The following is a 19,999-nucleotide window of genomic DNA, read 5'->3' as shown; positions in this document are numbered from 1 at the left end:
GAATAAAATGGAACGAAAAACCCTTATACTCATACTTTTCAGTTCTATCCTCCTTTCTGGCTGCTGGAACAAACGGGAATTAAATGAACTGTCCATTGTATTAGGATTGGGGGTTGATAAAGAGCAGGACCAATACATTTTGACTGCCCAAGTTGTCAATCCAAGTGAAATTGCCTCCAAGAAAGGCGGCAGCGGCAAAGCGCCAGTGGTCGTATATCAAACCAAGGGAGACACCTTATTAGAAGCAGCAAGGAAAGTTACAACAGCAGCCCCAAGAAAGCTTTATTTTGCGCACCTACGAATCCTGGTCTTCGGAGAGAAATCGGCAAAGGAAGGGATTGGTGGTACCATTGACGCTCTTTTAAGGGAACCGGAAGTACGAAATGATTTTTACATAACAGTAGCCAAGAATGCGAAAGCAGGAGATGTTTTAAAAGTATTAACCCCGCTAGAAAAAATTCCAGCTAATAATTTGTTTAACTCTCTCGAGGCATCAGCGAAATCTTGGGCGCCAACCGAAGGTGTTACATTAGATAAACTTGTTAATAAAATGGTAAGTGATGGAATTAGCCCTATTCTAACCGGTGTTGAAATACATGGAAATGTAAATGAGGGGGTAAATCTTAAGAATACCGAACGGACGAAACCGAAAACAACCTTGGACTATAAAGGAACGGCAATTTTTAAACAGGATAAGCTGATTGGATGGTTAAATGAAAAGGAAAGTAGAGATGTTAATTATGTCTTAGGAAAAGTGAAGAGCAGTGTAGGATATGTAAGATGCCCGCAGGGTGGAAAAGCCGTCATTGAGGTAATGGGCGCAAAATCCAAACTTGCTGCAAAAATGATAAAGGGGAAGCCTCAAGGATCAGTAAGGGTCAAAGTGCGAGGAAATGTCGGAGAAGTTGAATGCAAAGGATTAGATTTAACAAACCCCAAATCTATTTCTTATTTAGAAAGAGTATCTGAAATATCCCTTAAAGAAAAAATGAAATTGACGATAGAGCACGTTCAAAAAAATTATAAAATTGATATTTTCGGTTTCGGGGAAGCACTTTATCGCTCAGAACCCGATGCGTGGAAGAAATATAAAAAGGATTGGGACCAGACATTTTCCGAAATGCCTGTTACCGTTAAGGTTGATGTGTCCATCCGGCAAACCGGCACTATCAGCAATTCTCCTCTTAATAATATGAAATAGGTCTTAAAGGATGTTACCCCTTTGAGAAAGGTGAGGAACATACATGCTTGAAAAGGGTAAAATATCACCTCATCAATTTACCATAATGATTGTTTTATTTATAGTCGGCGGCAGTGTTTTGTATGTCCCATCAGGACTTATCCATACTGCAAAACAAGATGCTTGGTTAGCTAGTATTCTTGTGGTTGGGCTCGCACTTTTACTCGTGTTAATGTTTAATGCACTGGGAAGCCGTTTTCCAAATATGAACTTTGCTCAATATTGCGAAGAGTTATTAGGAAAATGGCTTGGAAAATTCGTTTCCCTTTTATATTTCTTTTATTTTTTCCTTAGTACTGCTACTTTTGTACGGCAGTTCGGTGATTTTGTTATTATCCAGCTTCTCCGAGAGACACCTATTCTGGCAATTCATATTCTGCTCATAGTCATTATGACCATGGCTGTACGTTACGGCCTGGAGCCCTTTTCTCGTGCGATAGAAATTTTCTTTCCATTTATTTTTTTACTTTTTGTTTTGTTTACCATTTCAATCTTTCCGATGATTCAATTTCAGCATCTCCAGCCAGTATTGGACAATGGATTAAAACCTATAATGAGTACAGCAGTGAAAGCCCTTGGAACCCCTTATTTGCAATTGGTATTATTTTTAATGGTCTTCCCTGCTGTAAACCGGACAAAACCCGCTAAAAAGTCATTTTTGCTTGGGACAGTAATCGGGGGAAGTGTGTTAACGCTTGTCACTTTAATGAGCATTTTATGCTTCGGGTCGAATTTTTCTGAAAACCAGCAATTCGTAACCTATGTCCTAGCACTCAATATCAATATCGGCGGCTTTTGGCAGCGTATTGAAGCGGTTATGGCGTTCATCTGGTTCGTTACCATTTATATTAAAATCACAGTTTATTTCTATGGATCTGTTTTATGCATGGGCCAAATTTTAAAACTAAAGGAATATAAATCCTTAACTTTTCCTCTAGGTTTAATCACGCTATTTCTCTCTCTTATTATCAATAAGAATATTGTTGAATCCGACCAACAAGCTGAATGGTGGACAGCTTTTTCTCTCCCTTTTGGACTTTTTATCCCTTTATTGTTACTCGTAGTAAGTAAAGTTAGAAAAAGGGGTAATTAACAAGAGGCACCTAATCCGAATTCTGGTTTAGGTGCCTTTTCCTTTTTCCGATTATAACGTTCCAGCCAGTCCTCCGTCGATATTCATCGCAACCCCTGAAACATATGAGGCGGCATCAGAGACAAGGAAGGCAATCACTTTCGCTGCTTCTTCCGTATTACCGATGCGGCCTAGTGGAATTTGCCGGTCTTTCCTTGAAAACTCTTCCCATGATAGATCTGGCGCTTGGTTTTTCCACATTTTTTCGATTTGTTCACTGCGAATCAGACCAATACAAACAGTATTGACACGGATATTATCCTTGCCTAGGTCTTTACTCATTGCTTTTGTTAGAGCCATCCCTGCTGCCCTGCTGACGGATGTTGGCAATGAAGAAGCGGGCGGCGTTTTCCCAAGGATGGCTGTCACATTGACGATCGCCCCGCCTCCTGCCTGGCGCAAATATGGTACAGCATAACGGGAACAATGAATCGCCCCGAATAGCTTTAAATCAAGATCCTGCCTCCAAAGCTCCGTTTCCACTTTTTCGAATGGGTGGGCTTGTGACGTACCGGCATTGTTCACCAAAATATCCAGCCGCCCATATTTTTCAACAGCTGCTTGGACCAGTTTCTGACAATCCTCTTCTTTCGTAACATCCGCCACAACGTACAGTACTTCTTTTTCGGTCTTTTCAAAAATAAAGGCAGCCGCCTCTTGTAAACGGTCCTCGTTTCTGGCACAAATCGTGACTTCTGCCCCTTCTCCCACTAAATAAAGTGCAGTTTCCAATCCGATCCCTTTGCTCGCCCCCGTAATGATGGCCGATTTCCCTTTTAAACCTAATTCCATGGTAGTGATCCCCTTTCTAATCCACTTTTTTTCCTTCCCCTTAATGATACAGAAAAAATGAACAAGTTGGTATTTTGGGGCTCTAGGCTCCTACAACGGTATTTGTCGAACTGAAGATGATATATCAAAGCAGTTTTTTGCATAAATATATACCCATTACCATTTTCCTGTAGAAAGGGGGAATTTTTTTGATGGATGTCTGCATTTCTTGCGGAATGGAATTATCAATCATGGAGCGCAACAGGGCCGAATGCTGGGAGTGCAGGGATAAGAAGACGACAGAAGCTTATTCGGAGGATGATGACTAGCTGCGTAGTTATGTAATTAAGCCAAAAGATTGCTAACTAATAATAAAGAGACACCTAACCAATTCGGCTTAGGTGTCTCTTACTGTTTATCCAGCGGTTAATTTCATTTTTTCTATGATTGCTGAAAAGTAGTTACGGACCGTTCCCTTTTTGTTTGATGGCTGATTTGAGGTGTCTGTGATTGGACTATTTTTCGGCCATTTTGACTCGTCTTTTTCGTGCCGGCAATCGGGTTCATTCTTTAGTTCGCGAGCGTAAATCCGCTCTCCTTTCATGATGCTGCGAATTGACTCGGCCAGCTCCTCACTCGGGCTATCCATTAATAAATAGCCTTTTACACCCGCCTTGAGGGCACGCTGCCAATAACCTGCTCTTGCAAAAGTTGTTAAAATAATCACCTTGCTGCCCGCCGCCATTATCGCTTCTGCAGCATCAAGGCCGCTATTAGCAGTCATTTCTGCATCCATTATACAAATATCCGGCTTTAAGCGGTGCACAAGTGTCAGCGCCTCTTCCCAATTGCTGGTTTGCCCTGCCACTTGCATATCCTCTTCTAAATTAAGCAGGGAACCAATGACTCCAAGCAGCATTTCCTGATCCCCTAAGATGACGATTCGAATCATATCAGTTCTCTCCTTATCGGGATTAAAACACTGACTCCCCGTAAAAATTTGGGGAGTCAGTGTTTGATCATATTAAACTTCAGGTTTTGTCTGTATGGAAACCCTGCTTTTCGCTGCTAATTTAATGTCTTTAAAGCTTACAAAATCCTTCTTTTCCTCATCCCATAGGCGGAACTTTAATGACTTTAAGCTTGTAGCCAGTGTAATGGTTGGAACATTTTGCAGCGGAAGCGTATTATTGTGCGCCTCTTCCAATTTATAGTTTGGTACCCTTGGGTTTAAATGATGGACATGATGGAAACCGATATTCCCTGTCAGCCATTGCAAAAGCTTTGGCAGTTTATAGTACGAACTTCCTTCCACTGCCGCCCTTACATACTCCCAGTCCTTGTCTTCTTCAAAGTAAGAATCCTCGAACGTATGCTGGATGTAAAACAGCCAAATGCCAGCTGCTCCAGCAATCATGAAAATCGTACCTTGTACAATAAGGAATGCCTGCCAGCCAATCGCCCAGCAAAGCAGCCCTGCTAACGCCAGGATCAGAACATTCGTCAGATAGGTGTTATTCCGTTCCTTTTGTTTGGCGCCTCTATGGTTAAATCTATTTTTTAACAGGAATTGATAAATCGGCCCCAATCCAAACAAAACGATTGGATTGCGATACAAACGATAGCCTAAACGAAGCTTGAACGGTGCTGCCTTATATTCTTCTACTGTAAGCGTCCAAATATCGCCTGTCCCCCGCTTGTCGAGGTTGCCGCTTGTTGCGTGGTGAACGGCGTGATCATGCCCCCACTGGTCAAACGGGAATAACGTCAAAACCCCCATAAATGTCCCCACTACTCGATTAGCACGTCGGCTTTTCAAGAAGGAATAATGGGTGCAATCATGAAATATAATGAACATCCTGACCAAAAATCCTGCCGCCAGAATAGCTGGTACCAGTGTCAGCCAATAGGAGACTGACAAGCTTTGATAAGCAAGGAACCATAATATTAGAAATGGCACGACCGTATTAATTATTTGCATTACACTTTGCTTTGTTGTGGTTTGTTCAAAAGATGCAACTTGTTTTCGTAATTGTTTCGTGCTCTCTAAGGTCATTTTTCAATTTCCCTTCTTTGTATGTCGTTAAACTAAGTATAGGAGATTGAAAATAATCTTGTTAGTAGCATGTGTCATGGACTAGACATGACAAATGTCATGAAAAGGCGAATTTTTGGCTAAATATGTAGAAAAATCCGCTATTTATTTATTATATTTTTTAAAAATCAATGTTGCATTATGGCCGCCGAATCCGAAGGAGTTGGATAGGACGACATGAACATCCTTCTCTTTCGCTGTATTTGGAACGTAATCTAAATCTAGACCTTCATCTGGTGTTTCGTAATTAATGGTTGGCGGGATGATCCCTTCCTTGATGGAGAGCAGCGAAAAAATAGCCTCAATCGCACCCGTTGCCCCGAGCATATGTCCCGTCATCGATTTAGTTGAGCTTACAGATAAGTTGTTGACATGGCCGCCAAATACCTCTTTGATGGCCATCGTTTCATACAAGTCATTATAATAAGTGGACGTGCCGTGGGCATTGATATAATCTACTTGTTCAGGTGAAATTCCGGCATCCTCCAAGGCTGCTTTCATTGCACGCTGGGCACCCTCTCCATCTGGTGCCGGTGTTGTGATATGATGGGCGTCACCTGAAGCCCCGTACCCTGCAATTTCACCATAGATGCGGGCACCACGGGCTAGTGCATGTTCCAATTCTTCCAATATCACGATGCCGGCTCCTTCCCCGATCACAAAGCCATCACGATTCTTATCGAACGGCCGGCTAGCTGTATTCGGATCTGGATTTTTCGAAAGGGCGGTCATATTAGAGAATCCGGCAACCGTCATTTCTGTGATCGTGGCTTCCGTTCCTCCGGCGATCATCATTTCGGCATCGCCTTTTTGAATCACGCGGAAAGCATCGCCGATGGAATTGGCACCGGATGCACATGCCGTTACGGAACAGTTGTTCATTCCTTTCGCTCCGAGTTCGATGGACACCTGTCCTGCCGCCATGTCCGGGATAAACATTGGAATCGTAAACGGATTGACCCTTCTCTGGCCTTTTTCTATAAATTTCTTATGCTGTTCCTCGAACTCGCCTAAACCGCCGATTCCTGAACCAATCCATACGCCAACCCGTTCAGGATAAATATCCGTACCGATTTGAATGCCTGCATCCGCCGCAGCCATTTTGCTCGCAGCAATCGCAAATTGACTGTAACGCCCCATTCTCCTCGCTTCTTTTTTATCCATATAGTTTTCCGGAGCGAAGTCTTTTACCTCCGCTGCGATTTTGACATCGACTTTTTCAGTATCAAACAAGGTGGCCGGACCGATGCCTGAAATGCCGTTTTTAATATTATTCCATGTCGTCAGGGCGTCATTACCGAGAGGGGTAACCGCTCCAATACCCGTAATCACTACTCTTCTTTTCAACATACTAACCCCCACTTGTTTATTCACTTAATTCATTGAAAATTTCTCATTCCTTCTATTTTACCTAATTTGGAGTGGTTCGCCTAATATTTCAATTTTCCGCCTGAATTTCGAATATCTCTGAGAAAAAATCAGTTTTTACGAGCGGCAAGGTTACTCCCATCTTCATCAGTTCATCCCCATAAAAGACCTTTTCCCCGTTGTTAAGCCGATATTTTTGTTTCGGATGTAATCCCCGTAACAGAAGGCGACGGAAGGGCGGATTCGGGGTTGCCAGTGTTTGATAGTAAAAAACAACCGCTTGCTGCTGATTGTCCGCGACGTACATCCAGGCTGTTTCCAGTCCCTCGAAGGGGCTGAGAAGCCTATACAAATCACCAAAGCTAATAAGATCCTTGATTTTACGATAGTGCTGGATTCCCTTTTGTACCGCCAGTTTTTCTTCCGTGCTCAGCTTGTCGACATTTAGTTCAAAACCTAAGTTGGCAGCCATGGCCACAGACAATCTCATTTGAATGGGTGTTATTCGTCCGACTTGGTGGTTCGGTACATCTGAGACGTGGGCGCCCATGGTGATGGCTGGGTAAACGATGCTTGTGCCATATTGGATTTTCAGCCTTTCGACTGCGTCTGTATTATCACTTGTCCAGGTTTGTGGCATGTAATACAGCATGCCCGGGTCGAAACGTCCGCCCCCGCCCGAGCAGCTTTCGAATAAAATGTACGGAAAGCGTACAGTTAATTTTTTAAAAATTTGATACAGACCGAGCATATAGCGGTGGGCTGTTTCCTTTTGCCGTTCAGGGGGAAGCGTGGCCGACCCAATCTCGGTCATATTTCGGTTCATGTCCCATTTTACATAAGAAATCGGAGCACTGCAGAAAAGGTTTGTGAGTGTTTCAACGAGCCAATCGCATACATCCTTCCGGGATAAATCGAGAATGAGCTGGTTGCGGGACAGCGTCCGGTTCCGTCCTCGAACATGCAGACACCAATCGGGATGCTTCCGGTACAAATCGCTGTCAGGCGAGACCATTTCCGGCTCGACCCACAGACCAAACTTCATCCCTTTCGTTTGCACGTAGTCCCCCAAGCCTTTTAACCCGTTTGGCAGCTTTTTCTGATTGACAGTCCAGTCCCCTAGTGAGCTTTTGTCATTGTCACGGTGCCCAAACCAGCCGTCATCAAGGATAAACAGCTCGATTCCGAGTTCTGCCGCAGAATCCGTCAATTCCCTTAATTTTTTTTCGGAAAAATCAAACCGGGTAGCCTCCCAGTTATTAATGAGAATCGGGCGGGATTTGTCGCGATGGGTACCGCGGCAGACCCTCGTCCGCAATAATTTATGAAAGGTTCTCGACATGCCGCCAAGTCCCTCTGATGAATAAACCATTAGCGCCTCAGGTGTCTGAAATGTTTCCCCAGGATTTAAGAGCCAAATAAAATCAAACGGATTGATACCAATCGAAAGCCTCGTTGTTTCGTAAGGGGCGACTTCAATAGAGGCCTCAAAGTTTCCGCTATAAACGAGGCTCACCCCGTAGACATCGCCAGACTCTTCGTTTGCATCTTTTGAAAGCAGCGCGAGAAAAGGGTTATGCTGATGACTGCTGGCGCCCCTCGAAGAGGAAATCGATTGAACTCCATGATGGAGCGGCTCCCGTTCGAGATAGCGCTCCCTTGCCCATGTTCCGTGAAGATGGAGCCAGTCCCAATCAGAATGGTGAAAGTCCAAGGTCATGCTCGTACATTTGTGTATTTCCACTTCCTGGGTTCCTAGATGCTCGAAGGAAGCCGATCTGGTGATCACATCGAGGTCCTTGTAAATAGTGTAAAAAAGGTTAATCCCTATCCCCAGCTTGGAATCAACCATCGTAATGACTAAAGTTTCCGCTTCGGAGTCATCCTCGACATAGGCAGAAGGCAGTCCTACTAGGGATGGCTTTCCTTTTAAGATTTCATGTGAGTCATAAACAAACTCGGTAATCGTGGAACCGTCACTGGTGCGCAGCTGATAGGCCGGGCACCTAAAATCACCGTTGCCGTACGCCGGATACTCTTGGGGAAGAGTGTCCAGGGAAAATTGTTTGCTTGTTGGTTCCGTTGTTGGCGAAAAGGTCCTGCCTTTAAAGGAAAGGATCGAAGCAGGCTGCAATGTGTGAACCCGCTTACCCCAGTACAAATGTGCAGGATATTTTCTATTTACAATTTGAAGCAAATAACTTGTCCGGTCATTAAATAAATGAAATATCCCATCCTCTTCATTCCACTCGATTGGCACGACAATCCTCTCCCTTTATTTATCGTCTTATTTCATCCTATTTTGCTATGCAGTGTAAAATCACTAGAATTAGGCAAAAGAGCAGGAGGTTTTTGTCGTGTTTTTGGAGAACAATTTTTTAAGCCCTTATTTAAAAGATTGTTGCTTTCCGAATAAGAAATAACTTATTGCCTTCGCTGTAAGCGATAGAACACTTGGTAAAATAACTTGTCCGGTCGCATATAGCCTTTCTATAAGCCCCAACGATTAAAAAAATCAGCAATCTGGTCGCATATAACCTTTCTATGAGCCCCAACGATTGAAAAAATCAGCGGTCCGGTCACATATAACCTTCCTATGAGCCCCAACGATTGAAAAAATCAGCGGTCCGGTCGCATATAACCTTTCTATAAGCCCCAACGATTGAAAAAATCAGCAATCCGGTCGCATATAACCTTTCTATGAGCCCCAACGATTGAAAAAATCAGCAATCCAGTGCCATATAACCTTTCTATGAGCCCCAACGATTGAAAAAATCAGCAATCCGGTCGCATATAACCTTTTATGCACCCCAACGCATGTAAAAACCAGCGGTTCGGTCTTATAGGAGCAAAAGTAACAATATTATTAACGAAAACAGCAATTTTTTATGAATAATTGAATATATTTATTTCATATTTTTTCCAATAAGTTTTTTGATGTCTAACACGCTTTTTTAGAAGGCAATCTGAACGATCATGACAAAGAGGTGAAAGAATGAAGGTTAATAGGTTTCGTCTCCATGCTCTGTTATTGTTCATCGGCGGGCTTGTTTGGGTGATAGTCGGAACTCGTCTGGCTCTTAGTCCCCCTGGCAACCCAGCTTTGGATATCTACCGGGATTCAAAAGGTTCGATGCCGCTGCTCAGTATTGGAATGCTGTTTATTACAAGTGGAATGGTGATTTTTTACCGGGAGCTTTTCCTTCATAAAGGCCTTGCGAAATTCGCCTTTATCCTCATTCAATCTGGAAGCGTCCTTTATTTTATCGGGCATTCACTAAGACAGTTCTTGAATGGCGCGTGGGAACCGGCAGCACCTATCGGTTTCATTATGTTAATTATAGGATTGTTTCTGTTCGGCCTTAGAAGTATAAAGGTAAAATCACTGCCTGTGCCAATCAGTTATTCCATATTAATAAGTTCACTATGCCTGCTCTTCTTTAATGACCAATTCTTCACTGCATGGATGTCAGTACCATTTGGGCTCATTTGGATTGCCATTGGTGGAGTGCTATTTTTTAAGCCTCTTTGAACGCAATTTGCCAGCACCATTTTTGCACATTAACGGACCATAAGGTGTAAAAATTAATTTAAAGCGTTAAAGTGCCATTGAATACCAAGTTTTCCATACTCAAATTATTGTGTTTTTTCTGAAAAAGTCGTAGTCTCTATATATAAGAGATTTCGAGATGAGGTGCGAAGATGACACAAGAGATTACATTTATTCAACGAGAACAATTAAAGGCTAAGCCTGATCCCGCTTCGCTTGGATTTGGGAAGTATTTTACGGATTACATGTTGGTAATGGATTATCATACAGATAACGGCTGGCATAATGCCCGGATCGTACCTTATGGACCATTAACACTTGATCCATCATCCATGGTTTTCCATTACGGACAAGCGATTTTTGAAGGAATGAAGGCCTATAAAACTCCAGATGGTGAGGTGCAGCTTTTCCGTCCGGATAAAAACATGAAGCGTCTGAACGACTCCTGCGACAGGCTTTGCATCCCGCAAATTGATGGGGATTTCTTATTAAAAGCGATTAAACAATTGGTTACAGTTGAAAAGGACTGGGTTCCGGAAGGCGCCGGACAATCGCTTTACATTCGCCCATTCATTTATGCATCGGAAGCAGGTCTTGGGGTACATCCTGCCCATCAATATACATTGCTGGTTATCATGTCTCCGTCAGGTGCCTATTATGGGGATCAATTAAATCCTGTTAACATCTATGTTGAAGAGCATTATGTCCGTGCAGTTCTTGGCGGGGTTGGACACGTGAAGACTTCCGGCAATTACGCAGCAAGCCTGAAAGCCCAGGAAAAGGCCGAAGCGAACGGCTACGCGCAAATTCTTTGGTTAGATGCGAAGGAAAACAAATATGTTGAAGAAGTAGGCAGCATGAACATCTTCTTCAAAATTAATGGTGAAGTCGTTACACCTAAGTTAAATGGAAGCATTTTACCAGGGGTAACTCGTGATTCGGTTATTCAGATTTTAAAACATTGGGGAGAACCTGTCCGCGAGGAGAGAATCTCTATTGAAGAGGTTTTTGCCGCATATGAGCGCGGAGAACTGGAAGAGGTTTTCGGAGCTGGAACAGCAGCCGTTATCTCACCTGTTGGCGAATTAACATGGAACGGCAAAACGATCGTCATTAACGACCGCAAAATCGGGCAAACATCCCAACGCCTCTATGATGGCATCACAGGCATTCAACTTGGCAAACTTGAGGATCCGTTTAACTGGACCGTTAAAGTGAGTGCTGTAGAAGTTTAAAGCAATAAAGGGCCTGACTCCCGCCGCGTTATGAGATAACGCATTGGGGGTCAGGCCACTTTTTTATGTTACAGACAATTCTTTTATTTTTTCTATCCAATCCTTAAAGCTTCCAAATTCATTGGCATCGAATCCAAAGTGTTCCTTTATGATTTGGATGGTTTCGTTTTCTTTTTCTTGAAAAACCCCATCTGAATAAATCAGTTGTAAGAGTTCTGCTAAAACGATATTTTTGGAACGTTCAGTTTTGAAAGTTTTTAGAATGTCTTCGATTGCGAGACCTTCGTGTTTGTAATCCTTCAGCCCCATTTCCTTTTGAAACTTGCTAAGGATGGAACTTTCAAATATCGACAAATTCCCATCAATATTGGCAATCATCGCCGCAAGTTCAAGAAATGCCCTTTTCTCCTCAGGCTGAAGTTCTGCTAGAAACATTTATTACATACATCTCCTTGTAATCGTATATATTTATATACGTAACATGTCTATAAAAGTTTCATTTTAATCATGTGCTCGTAAACCGTACCGCACTTTGTATTTTTTCAAAGCCGTTTTTTCCAAAGCTCCATTGGGCTATCTTGTCCTTCTTCTAAAGGCATTTGGATAATTTGCAAGGACCTTTCGGACCGAGATTTTTTCAAATCCTCGTAAATGGATTTTGATTTTCCCAAACCCACTTCAGCGGCGTCCTCTACCGACGCACAATAATAGACTTTTTCAACTCCGGCAAAGTACATGGCTGTCAAGCACATCGCGCAAGGCTCACCGCTGGCGTAAACTACACACTCCGATAAATCATTCGTTTGAAATTGTTCTTGGGCACGGCGAATGGCTAGCAACTCTGCATGGCCGCTGATATCAAACCTTTTATGGAGCTCATTTACACCTTCTGATACTATTGTATTATTTTTGACAAGTACTGCCCCAAACGGCTGCCCGCCTTCTGCCACATTTTGAAGTGCGAGCTCTACAGCCCGTTTCATGAAGTTGTCCATTTTATACTTCCTTTCGTTTTAACATTTTTCCATTTTAAACTATTTATCAAAAGGAATCATTCTCGTAGTTCCCCTTATTTGAAAAGACGTTCGAAATACCTAGATTTTTTTCCCTCCCAATCCACACATTCCCATATCATTATCATTTTGCTATAATGATAGTATACCCTACCCACATCCAGAAAAATTTCCTCCAGATAAAAGGGTTATCTTATAAAAATAAAAGGAGGTACCTCGATGTATCAGATCAAAGGGAAAGAAAAAATTTTCGTTTACACAGGTCCTGATGGTTCCGGACGAAAAACTATTGCGAAAAATGTCGCTACCGCATTTGACATGGAAACTGTTCTCTCTTACACCACTCGTTCCCCACGGCATTATGAAAAAGACGGCGAAGATTACCACTTTATAACTGAAGAAACCTTCAAAAACATGCAAGCCCAACAAGAATTTCTCGAAAGCGTCGAGATTGATGGAATCCATTATGGGATTCGTGAACAAGATGTTGTGGAGGCCTTTAAAAACCATGATTTCGTTTATTTGACCTTAAATCCTGAAGGCGCTGAAAAGCTTAAAAAAGTGTATGGAGATCATGTTGTACGAATTTTTGTTTACGCAGACCGTGATACCGTCATCGATAGACATAAGAAACGCCAGGATAGCGAGGAAGTCATTGAACGGCATATGAGCCATTATAACGAAACAATGAGCTATAAAGGCAGCTGTGAACATGCATTTGAAAACTTCGATTCCCCGCAGGTCTCTTACCAAGTAAGCGAGCTGATCGAATCCTACCTGGACCGAAATCTCACCGTAACGGATTACTAAACTACTTAAAAGGGGCTTGCCTCGCATTAACCCAGAAAATTGGCAAAACGAAAGGCGAACAGTACACACGGGACTGTTCGCCTTTATTTTATACTGGTTGCGAGATGGGTAGGAGATTTAAACGAACATAACGACCGATGTTCAGGTTTCATGGCCGGGGCCTGGAGTTATGAACCTTTCATAACCACTCTAGCTTGGATTCGATGACTGCTCGGGCGTTATGAACCCCTTCATAACTACCGATTCACTGTTTCCTCCATCCGTTCAGGCGTTATAAACCCTTCATAACTACCGATTCACTCATTCCTCAATCCACTCGGGCGTTAAGCCCCCCTTCATAACTACCGATTCACTCGGTCCTCCATCCGTTCAGGTGTTATGAACTCTTCATAACTACCGACTCACTCGGTCCTCCATCCGCTCGGGCGTTATGAACCCCTTCATAACTACCGATTCACTCGGTCCTCAACCCGTTCAGGCGTTATAAACCCTTCATAACTACCGATTCACTCGGTCCTCCATCCGTTCAGGTGTTATGAACTCTTCATAACTACCGATTCACTCATTCCTCAATCCGCTCAGGAGTTATGAACCCCTTCATAACTACCGATTCACTGTTTCCTCCATCCGTTCAGGTGTTATAAACCCTTCATAACTACCGATTCACTCAATCCTCAATCCGCTCGGGCGTTATGCCCCCCTTCATAACTACCGATTCACTCGGTCCTCAACCTGTTCAGGTGTTATGAACTCTTCATAGTTTATATATCTTTTAAGGATTACGAGTTTTAAGCAGCCTTTCCAAAAAAATTCTTGAATTTTCCATATTGCACGAGTACTCTATTTAAAACAAGGGGGGATTGGCGTGATTAGAAAGCTTACCGAACAAGACCATCAGCAGGTTCTCGCTTTTTTAAGTGAGGAACCGTCTATTAATCTATTTATCATCGGGGATATCGAGGCTTTCGGATATTCATCGGAGTTTCAGGAAATTTGGGCAGAGTTTGATGAACAGAGCACGATTAAAGCGGTCCTGCTAAGATTCCATCAATCTTTCATTCCTTACGCAAAGGGAGAATTTGATACTACCGGCTTTGTCTCCATTATGAGACAGTACACGCAGCCTATTTTTCTATCAGGGAAGTCCGATATCGTGGAAAAATTCGAGTCCTTCGAGGAACTGTCTCTTGGCAAAAAACAAGTAACATTTTTTGCAGAGTGCCTTTCTGACGATTGTCTTGGTGACAATGATGTTGAGGTAAAAAAGGCAACGATTGAGGACGTTGATCGAATCATTGAGCATCAAAGCAGCATTGAGGAATTTCATATTAGAAGCGATGCCAGGAAGATGTTAATCAATGCGATGGAATCCAACACTGGAAGAACCTATTATACCACCCGCCAAGGTGTGATAACCGCCTGTGTTTCCACAACAGCGGAAAATTCCATATCAGCGATGATTGTCGGAGTCTGCACGCGAAAAGAAAACCGCCGTCAAGGTCTAGCAACAGCTATCATGGAAAAGTTATTTAAGGATGTTCTAGCAGAAGGTAAAACGCTTTGTCTCTTCTATGATAACCCTGCAGCTGGCCGTATTTATAAGCGGCTTGGCTTTAAAGATATTGGGAAGTGGACCATGTACCGCTAAAAATTCCCGTTAAAAAAGGAAGGTGCCGAGTCACCTTCCTTTTTACCGTTAATACACTAGGTATAAGTCCCTCAATCACCATTACCTTAACAAGCCGGGGCTGTCCCACTGCATAAAATCACCTGCAAGCAAATAAGCTAATATAAGCATCTATATAAAGGGGTTGGAAGCAATGGCCATTTTCAACAAAATCGCCTTATTCTTTGTCATTTTATATTCCGTTTTCACCATCATTAATACCTATTTAGGTGAAACCGAGCAAGCCCAATCCAACGTCATTTACTTCCTGATGAACGGATTTGCCTATATCGTTACCGCACTCGAAATGGAAAAACGGGGTCAGGCTTCAGATGCATTAACATATTAAAGCACAGGGACCATCTTGGTAAGCGCCGGAAACTAATTTCGGCGCTTTCGTTTTCAAATCAATGGGCGTTTTCAAAGCGAATAGGAATGGATATTTATGTTAAACATAAAATGTACATTTTAATCTAAGGGGTTCATCTTATGAGACAGCCATCCGACCATGAGGAAAAGAATGGACAGCCTTCCGCTAAGGATGATTCCACTTTCGACGCCCGCATAGAATACATAAAAGATTTTTTCAGCAACACCGATGACCTTTTAATGCTCCCGTTTTCCTATAACAATAGGCAAGGGGTAATATTATATATTGCAACTATTTCAGACTCGGGAAAAATTCAAGAAAGCATTTTATTTCCTATTATTAAATATGGCGAGATAAATGCAGGCGATATTCCCTATACTGCTGAAAAACAAAGTAAAATAACGCTTCATGATGCCGGAAAAGCTTTATTAAAAGGAAATGCCGTTGTCATCTTCGAAGGCCGCGAAGAAATTTTTTCTTTTAATACCATGAAAGAAATTTCCCGTACTCTTAAAGAACCGGATAGTGAAAAAACTGTTCGAGGGTCGCATGTCGGATTTGTTGAAAACCTATCAACCAACATCGGCTTGATCAGAAAGGGGATTGAGAGCAGGCATCTAAAAATCAACTACCACCTGATTGGGCAATACACGAATACCGAAATTGCGACTGTATATATCGAAGGAATTTGTAACCCTGCTCTAGTAAAGAGACTGGAAGAAAGAATACAAACCTTATCTATCGATATGACATTTAGCCCCGGGTATTTGGAAGAGTTATTAGAGGATGAGCCATTCTCCCCATTTCCTCATTTACTCTATACTGAAAGACCCGACCGGGCGATTGCGCAATTGATGGAAGGAAGAATCATCCTATTGTCTGAAGGCAGTTCTGATGCACTCGCTCTTCCTGTATCATTCTTTTCCTTCTTCCAAACATCGGATGATTATAATACCCGGATTATTACCGGTTCCTTTTTTCGTTTTCTAAGAGTGGTCTGTTTTGTGCTTTCACTGCTATTACCTAGTATATATATTGCGGTAATCGGCTTCCACTTCGAGATTATCCCGAAAGAAATTTTAGTATTGGTGAAAAGTTCGGTAGAAAACATCCCGTTTCCACCCTTAATTGAAGCCATGGTTATGGCGTTTACCATCGAATTAATTCGTGAAGCGGGAATTCGTCTGCCGACACCGATTGGACAAACCATTGGGATTGTAGGAGGTTTAATCATCGGCGATGCCATCGTTTCTGCAGGGCTAGTCTCCAACATAATGGTAATTGTTATAGCGCTTACAGCCATTTCCTCCTTTACGGTGGCTTCCTATGAAATGAGCAATACAGTCAGGATTTTAACCTTTCCAATCATGCTGGCAGCTGCCACTTTCGGTTTTGTTGGAATTATCTTCGCCTTGATGTTTATTGTCGGCCACCTGTGTAAACTTGAATCTTTGGGGACTCCTTATTTTACCCCCATCGCCCCGTTCAATTTACAAGGATTGAAGGACGCCATTATTCGATTTCCAATTTGGCTGCTAAAGGACCGGCCGCGGGAATTGCATGTAAAAAATAAAAAACGGCTAAATAAACCTAGAAGATGGGAAAAAGATGAAAAATAAAGTTCAAATCACAAAACTCCAGATGATTACTTTTATTATACAAACCCAAATAGGAGTTGCCTTTCTATCCCTTCCCTATGAAATCCACCAAATTGCAAAAGGGGATAGCTGGATCTCTCTTCTTCTAACAGGTCTATTTATGGAGATTCTTGTCCTTTTTTACCTTATTTTGTGCAGCAGGTTTCCTAACCAAGATCTTTTTCAAATTCTGCATTCGATATTTGGAAAGGTTGTCGGAAAAGGCATTACATTCCTTTATATGGGTTATTTCTTATTGACAGGGGCAACCATACTTGTTTTATTTGTCCATATCTTAAAAAAGTGGATGCTCCCCTACACCCCAGCTTGGGTCATTCTTTTTTTGATGGCTTCCATCGGCATTTACATCGGCATCGATACTTTAAAGGTCATCGCAAGGTTTTACTTCATCGCCACTTTTACGTTACTCGTATTTTTAATCATTACGCCTATCGCTTTTAAAGATGAGAATATCCATTACATTTTGCCGATTGGTCAATCGGGGTTGATGAATATTTTAAAGGGAGCATCTCATATCACGTTAGCCTGGCAGGGAATCGAATTTATCCTATTGATATCTCCGTTTGTTTTGGCTAACGGAAGGGATAAGTTTAAAGCCGCTACCTTGGCCAATATTTTTATTACCTTTTTTTACTCATTCCTGACATTTGTTTGTTTAATATACTTTAACAATGAGGAAATGAAGCTGCTGCCCGAGCCAGTCCTTTATTTGTTAAAATCTTTTTCTTTTAAAATTATAGAGAGGCCGGATTTAGTCATCATTTCATTATGGATTATCCTTGTCGGTACCTCCTTTATCAGCTATCTTTATGGCGCCTCCCTGGCAGGGACCTTTCTATTAAAACACTGGCCGAGGAAAGCATGGGTATATCTGTCCGCCTTTTCCTGCTTTGGCTTTGCCCTATTTTTTAATGGGGAGAAAGAACTCGAAAAATTGACAAAGGTTGCAACATACTCTGGGTTTATCTTCTTTATGGCCATTCCAGTATTTCTTTTACTGCTTTCCTTTCTTTTTAAAAAAGGACAAAGGGTGGTGAGGTAAATGCGCAACATTATTAAAAGGTTCGTCGTCCTTTCCAGCATTCCTTTCCTTTTATCAGGCTGCTGGGATCAACGGCTATTGAAGGAACAAAAATTAATCCTGCTCATCGGTTACGATAAAGGACCCAATGGAAAGATCATCGCTAACACCGCCTATCCGATAAGCAAAGGAGTCCAAAATAATTCTTCTACTAAGAGCACTATTTTGACAACGATGGGAGAAACAGCTTTAGATACCTTGCTGCATGCCGATCTAAATATCTCCGAGAAAATCGACATATCCAAAGCCCAAGTCGTTCTTTTCGGTGAAGAAATGGCCAGAAATGGACTCTATAAAGAACTCGACCATATATACCGAAACCCAAAAGGGGCTCTCGGGGCAAAAGTAGCTATCATTGAAGGTAAGGCAAGAGATGCTGTCCGCATTAAACAGGAAGAAGCAGACTTAAACGGACGATATTATGATGAATACTTAAAAAGTGGCGAGGCAACAGGCTTTTTTACAAACTACAACGTGCAATCAGTCTGCCCGTTATTGCTGAAGCACACCAAGGATCCATTACTGCCTCTTCTAAAAATCAGCTCTGAACGGCATCGTGCTCGTTCCATCGGCATGGCACTGTTTAATAATGAAAAGATGACCGGCAAACTAAATGTTCCCGAATCAAAGATGTTTTTGCTGCTTAATGGAGAAAAAAAGCAAAAGGTTTCATTTTTATTGGATACGAAACATCAAGATAGCCAAAAGGAGTTTATTGTGATAGAGATTTTGAATAACCGCCAAAAAACGAAGCTATCTATAAAAAACGGGGCGGTTACCGCCATTTTGTCCAGTAAACTTCAATATCGAATTACCGAGTATCCAAAAGATCAATTAACCAACCCGATTCTTTTAAAAAAATTAAATAAAACCATCCAGCAGCGATTAACAAAGACAGCTGAAAATACCATAACCAAATTACAAGCGGCTAATTGTGACGGATTTGGAATTGAGGAAGAAATCAGGGTGCATCATCATAAACTTTGGAAGGAAAAATACAAAAATGTGGACATTAAAGACATTCCAATTAAGGCAAACCTCCAATTAGAGCTTATAAACTCCGGGATCATTAATTAGGAAATCAGTCCCCTTGTTGCACCTGCTGTATTAACCGATGAACGCTAGGGCCCAGTCACCTGCTGGTTACAGGCCCCCAGCGCTTAATCACGTATTCTTATTTAAAACTCCAATGCCCGTTAAGCAGTTCGAAAATTCGACTTTGGTTTGTGCCTGAAAAATTTGCCAGGAATGGGGATTCCCCTTTTTCCTCTAGTACTACCGCAACAATCCCCTTCCCAATTGGGCTGCAAAACAAAAGCTCTGTTCCGGCCAAGGTGAGTTTTCGGCAGCGGGCGTTTAATTCCTGAGTGACGAACTCCTCCCCGGCCTTTAGGTTAAGAAGTCTTTCCCAGAGTGCTAGGGTTTCATCCAATTGGGTGACCGCAAAACCAACACTTTCAAATAGGACTGGTCCCGCCTGATGGCGGTCTATAAGGCCCTGCTGCTTTAGTTCTGCCAACCGTTCCTCGTCCGATTTTTCCCATTGAATAAAGAAAGGAAGGCGCAATTGCGACCCTGCATATTCTGGGAATAACAGCGACCATCTAATGACCTCGCCGTCACCGCGGACTCTCTCTCCCGGAATCGGTCCATAAACCGTGAACCCTTTCTGTTTCAGCTGCTTTGCCAATTCTTCAATCTCATTTGTACGAATCGCAATTCTGGCGGGCCCCTCCCCATTATCCTTTGGAAGCTGTTCCACAATATGCGTAATCAAGCGGTTGGCCTCATGCGTTTCCGCCCGCTGCCAATCCTCAATTCCCAAAAACTCTAAGTAACTTAATCCAAAATAACTTAATGTGTTATACGTGCCCCAAGATTCATGCCGTCCACCAGGTGCCACTTTTAAACCTACTTGTTCAAGAGGAGCGATTGCCTCCTCTGGCTTTTTGAAGAACCAAACCAAATGGTCGAAAGCTAATTGCATGTGAATAAGTCCCCTTTTTAAAA

General features: G+C 42.4%; 18 protein-coding genes. 10 read left to right on the top strand and 8 right to left on the bottom strand.

Going from position 1 to position 19,999, the window contains the following annotated elements; all coding sequences use genetic code 11:
- Positions 1–7 precede the first annotated feature (7 nt).
- A complete protein-coding gene (locus tag ACFPA1_RS28085; protein WP_378588221.1) occupies positions 8–1,201 on the top strand; it encodes a Ger(x)C family spore germination protein in 1,194 nt (397 codons plus the stop codon).
- A gap of 43 nt (positions 1,202–1,244) precedes the next feature.
- The gene (locus ACFPA1_RS28080) at positions 1,245–2,333 is read left to right on the top strand and encodes a GerAB/ArcD/ProY family transporter (RefSeq protein WP_213147608.1); all 1,089 of its coding nucleotides are present in this window, start codon (positions 1,245–1,247) and stop codon (positions 2,331–2,333) included.
- 51 nt (positions 2,334–2,384) lie between these two features.
- Here the strand turns inward: ACFPA1_RS28080 and ACFPA1_RS28075 are convergent, their stop codons facing one another.
- The 5 genes from ACFPA1_RS28075 to ACFPA1_RS28055 all read right to left on the bottom strand — a co-directional run bounded on the left by ACFPA1_RS28075 (position 2,385) and on the right by ACFPA1_RS28055 (position 8,866).
- Positions 2,385–3,164, bottom strand: coding sequence for an SDR family NAD(P)-dependent oxidoreductase (locus tag ACFPA1_RS28075; protein WP_213147609.1), 780 nt, complete (start codon positions 3,162–3,164; stop codon positions 2,385–2,387).
- Between the two features lie 394 nt (positions 3,165–3,558).
- On the bottom strand, positions 3,559–4,095 hold the full coding sequence (locus tag ACFPA1_RS28070) for a response regulator (RefSeq protein ID WP_378588218.1): 537 nt from the start codon (positions 4,093–4,095) through the stop codon (positions 3,559–3,561).
- A 72-nt stretch (positions 4,096–4,167) separates the two neighbouring features.
- The gene (locus ACFPA1_RS28065; RefSeq protein ID WP_378588216.1) at positions 4,168–5,199 is read right to left on the bottom strand and encodes a fatty acid desaturase; all 1,032 of its coding nucleotides are present in this window, start codon (positions 5,197–5,199) and stop codon (positions 4,168–4,170) included.
- Between the two features lie 144 nt (positions 5,200–5,343).
- The gene (fabF, locus tag ACFPA1_RS28060) at positions 5,344–6,588 is read right to left on the bottom strand and encodes a beta-ketoacyl-ACP synthase II (RefSeq protein WP_378588214.1); all 1,245 of its coding nucleotides are present in this window, start codon (positions 6,586–6,588) and stop codon (positions 5,344–5,346) included.
- A gap of 88 nt (positions 6,589–6,676) precedes the next feature.
- Positions 6,677–8,866 (bottom strand): alpha-galactosidase, encoded by a 2,190-nt coding sequence (locus ACFPA1_RS28055; protein WP_378588211.1) that lies wholly within the window; start codon positions 8,864–8,866, stop codon positions 6,677–6,679.
- Between the two features lie 735 nt (positions 8,867–9,601).
- Here ACFPA1_RS28055 and ACFPA1_RS28050 point away from each other — a divergent pair.
- Both ACFPA1_RS28050 and ACFPA1_RS28045 read left to right on the top strand, forming a co-directional pair.
- Complete coding sequence (locus ACFPA1_RS28050; RefSeq protein WP_378588209.1) at positions 9,602–10,138, top strand: hypothetical protein; 537 nt, start codon at positions 9,602–9,604, stop codon at positions 10,136–10,138.
- A gap of 170 nt (positions 10,139–10,308) precedes the next feature.
- Entirely contained in the window at positions 10,309–11,391 is a 1,083-nt protein-coding gene (locus ACFPA1_RS28045) for a branched-chain amino acid aminotransferase (RefSeq protein ID WP_378588207.1), read from the top strand.
- 63 nt (positions 11,392–11,454) lie between these two features.
- Here ACFPA1_RS28045 and ACFPA1_RS28040 read toward each other — a convergent pair whose 3' ends face one another.
- Positions 11,455–11,826, bottom strand: a complete 372-nt coding sequence (locus ACFPA1_RS28040; protein WP_213147616.1) for a hypothetical protein — start codon at positions 11,824–11,826, stop codon at positions 11,455–11,457.
- Positions 11,827–11,933: 107 nt separating this feature from the next.
- Positions 11,934–12,386 carry a nucleoside deaminase gene (locus ACFPA1_RS28035; RefSeq protein WP_378588204.1) on the bottom strand — a complete coding sequence of 151 codons (453 nt, stop codon included), beginning with the start codon at positions 12,384–12,386 and terminating at the stop codon, positions 11,934–11,936.
- A 237-nt stretch (positions 12,387–12,623) separates the two neighbouring features.
- Here ACFPA1_RS28035 and ACFPA1_RS28030 point away from each other — a divergent pair, with 237 nt between their 5' ends.
- From ACFPA1_RS28030 to ACFPA1_RS28005, 6 genes are all read left to right on the top strand, one after another.
- Entirely contained in the window at positions 12,624–13,214 is a 591-nt protein-coding gene (locus ACFPA1_RS28030) for a guanylate kinase (RefSeq protein WP_213147618.1), read from the top strand.
- Positions 13,215–14,079: 865 nt separating this feature from the next.
- Positions 14,080–14,862 carry a GNAT family N-acetyltransferase gene (locus ACFPA1_RS28025; protein WP_378588202.1) on the top strand — a complete coding sequence of 261 codons (783 nt, stop codon included), beginning with the start codon at positions 14,080–14,082 and terminating at the stop codon, positions 14,860–14,862.
- Between the two features lie 172 nt (positions 14,863–15,034).
- Positions 15,035–15,229, top strand: coding sequence for a hypothetical protein (locus ACFPA1_RS28020; protein WP_378588199.1), 195 nt, complete (start codon positions 15,035–15,037; stop codon positions 15,227–15,229).
- A gap of 140 nt (positions 15,230–15,369) precedes the next feature.
- The gene (locus ACFPA1_RS28015) at positions 15,370–16,869 is read left to right on the top strand and encodes a spore germination protein (RefSeq protein WP_378588197.1); all 1,500 of its coding nucleotides are present in this window, start codon (positions 15,370–15,372) and stop codon (positions 16,867–16,869) included.
- A complete protein-coding gene (locus ACFPA1_RS28010; RefSeq protein WP_378588195.1) occupies positions 16,859–17,950 on the top strand; it encodes a GerAB/ArcD/ProY family transporter in 1,092 nt (363 codons plus the stop codon). Before ACFPA1_RS28015 ends, ACFPA1_RS28010 begins: the two co-directional genes overlap by 11 nt.
- On the top strand, positions 17,951–19,066 hold the full coding sequence (locus ACFPA1_RS28005) for a Ger(x)C family spore germination protein (protein ID WP_378588193.1): 1,116 nt from the start codon (positions 17,951–17,953) through the stop codon (positions 19,064–19,066).
- A 97-nt stretch (positions 19,067–19,163) separates the two neighbouring features.
- On the opposite strand, the gene ACFPA1_RS28000 is transcribed toward ACFPA1_RS28005, so the two are convergent.
- The gene (locus tag ACFPA1_RS28000) at positions 19,164–19,976 is read right to left on the bottom strand and encodes a VOC family protein (RefSeq protein WP_378588190.1); all 813 of its coding nucleotides are present in this window, start codon (positions 19,974–19,976) and stop codon (positions 19,164–19,166) included.
- Positions 19,977–19,999: the final 23 nt, after the last annotated feature.

It is taken from the genome of Neobacillus sp. GCM10023253 (assembly GCF_042653105.1).
Lineage (GTDB): Bacteria > Bacillota > Bacilli > Bacillales > Cytobacillaceae > Neobacillus > Neobacillus citreus.
Note: the sequence above shows the minus strand (reverse complement) of the source record. Positions and strands in the feature narration are given on the sequence as shown.

Coding starts and splice junctions, on each gene's coding strand:
- ACFPA1_RS28040 (WP_213147616.1), bottom strand. CDS start 11,826: ATGTTTCTAGCAGAACTTCAGCCTGAGGAGAAAAGGGCATTTCTTGAA.
- ACFPA1_RS28000 (WP_378588190.1), bottom strand. CDS start 19,976: ATGCAATTAGCTTTCGACCATTTGGTTTGGTTCTTCAAAAAGCCAGAG.
- ACFPA1_RS28075 (WP_213147609.1), bottom strand. CDS start 3,164: ATGGAATTAGGTTTAAAAGGGAAATCGGCCATCATTACGGGGGCGAGC.
- ACFPA1_RS28065 (WP_378588216.1), bottom strand. CDS start 5,199: ATGACCTTAGAGAGCACGAAACAATTACGAAAACAAGTTGCATCTTTT.
- ACFPA1_RS28080 (WP_213147608.1), top strand. CDS start 1,245: ATGCTTGAAAAGGGTAAAATATCACCTCATCAATTTACCATAATGATT.
- ACFPA1_RS28030 (WP_213147618.1), top strand. CDS start 12,624: ATGTATCAGATCAAAGGGAAAGAAAAAATTTTCGTTTACACAGGTCCT.
- ACFPA1_RS28050 (WP_378588209.1), top strand. CDS start 9,602: ATGAAGGTTAATAGGTTTCGTCTCCATGCTCTGTTATTGTTCATCGGC.
- fabF (WP_378588214.1), bottom strand. CDS start 6,588: ATGTTGAAAAGAAGAGTAGTGATTACGGGTATTGGAGCGGTTACCCCT.
- ACFPA1_RS28035 (WP_378588204.1), bottom strand. CDS start 12,386: ATGGACAACTTCATGAAACGGGCTGTAGAGCTCGCACTTCAAAATGTG.
- ACFPA1_RS28010 (WP_378588195.1), top strand. CDS start 16,859: ATGAAAAATAAAGTTCAAATCACAAAACTCCAGATGATTACTTTTATT.
- ACFPA1_RS28020 (WP_378588199.1), top strand. CDS start 15,035: ATGGCCATTTTCAACAAAATCGCCTTATTCTTTGTCATTTTATATTCC.
- ACFPA1_RS28045 (WP_378588207.1), top strand. CDS start 10,309: ATGACACAAGAGATTACATTTATTCAACGAGAACAATTAAAGGCTAAG.
- ACFPA1_RS28070 (WP_378588218.1), bottom strand. CDS start 4,095: ATGATTCGAATCGTCATCTTAGGGGATCAGGAAATGCTGCTTGGAGTC.
- ACFPA1_RS28005 (WP_378588193.1), top strand. CDS start 17,951: ATGCGCAACATTATTAAAAGGTTCGTCGTCCTTTCCAGCATTCCTTTC.
- ACFPA1_RS28085 (WP_378588221.1), top strand. CDS start 8: ATGGAACGAAAAACCCTTATACTCATACTTTTCAGTTCTATCCTCCTT.
- ACFPA1_RS28015 (WP_378588197.1), top strand. CDS start 15,370: ATGAGACAGCCATCCGACCATGAGGAAAAGAATGGACAGCCTTCCGCT.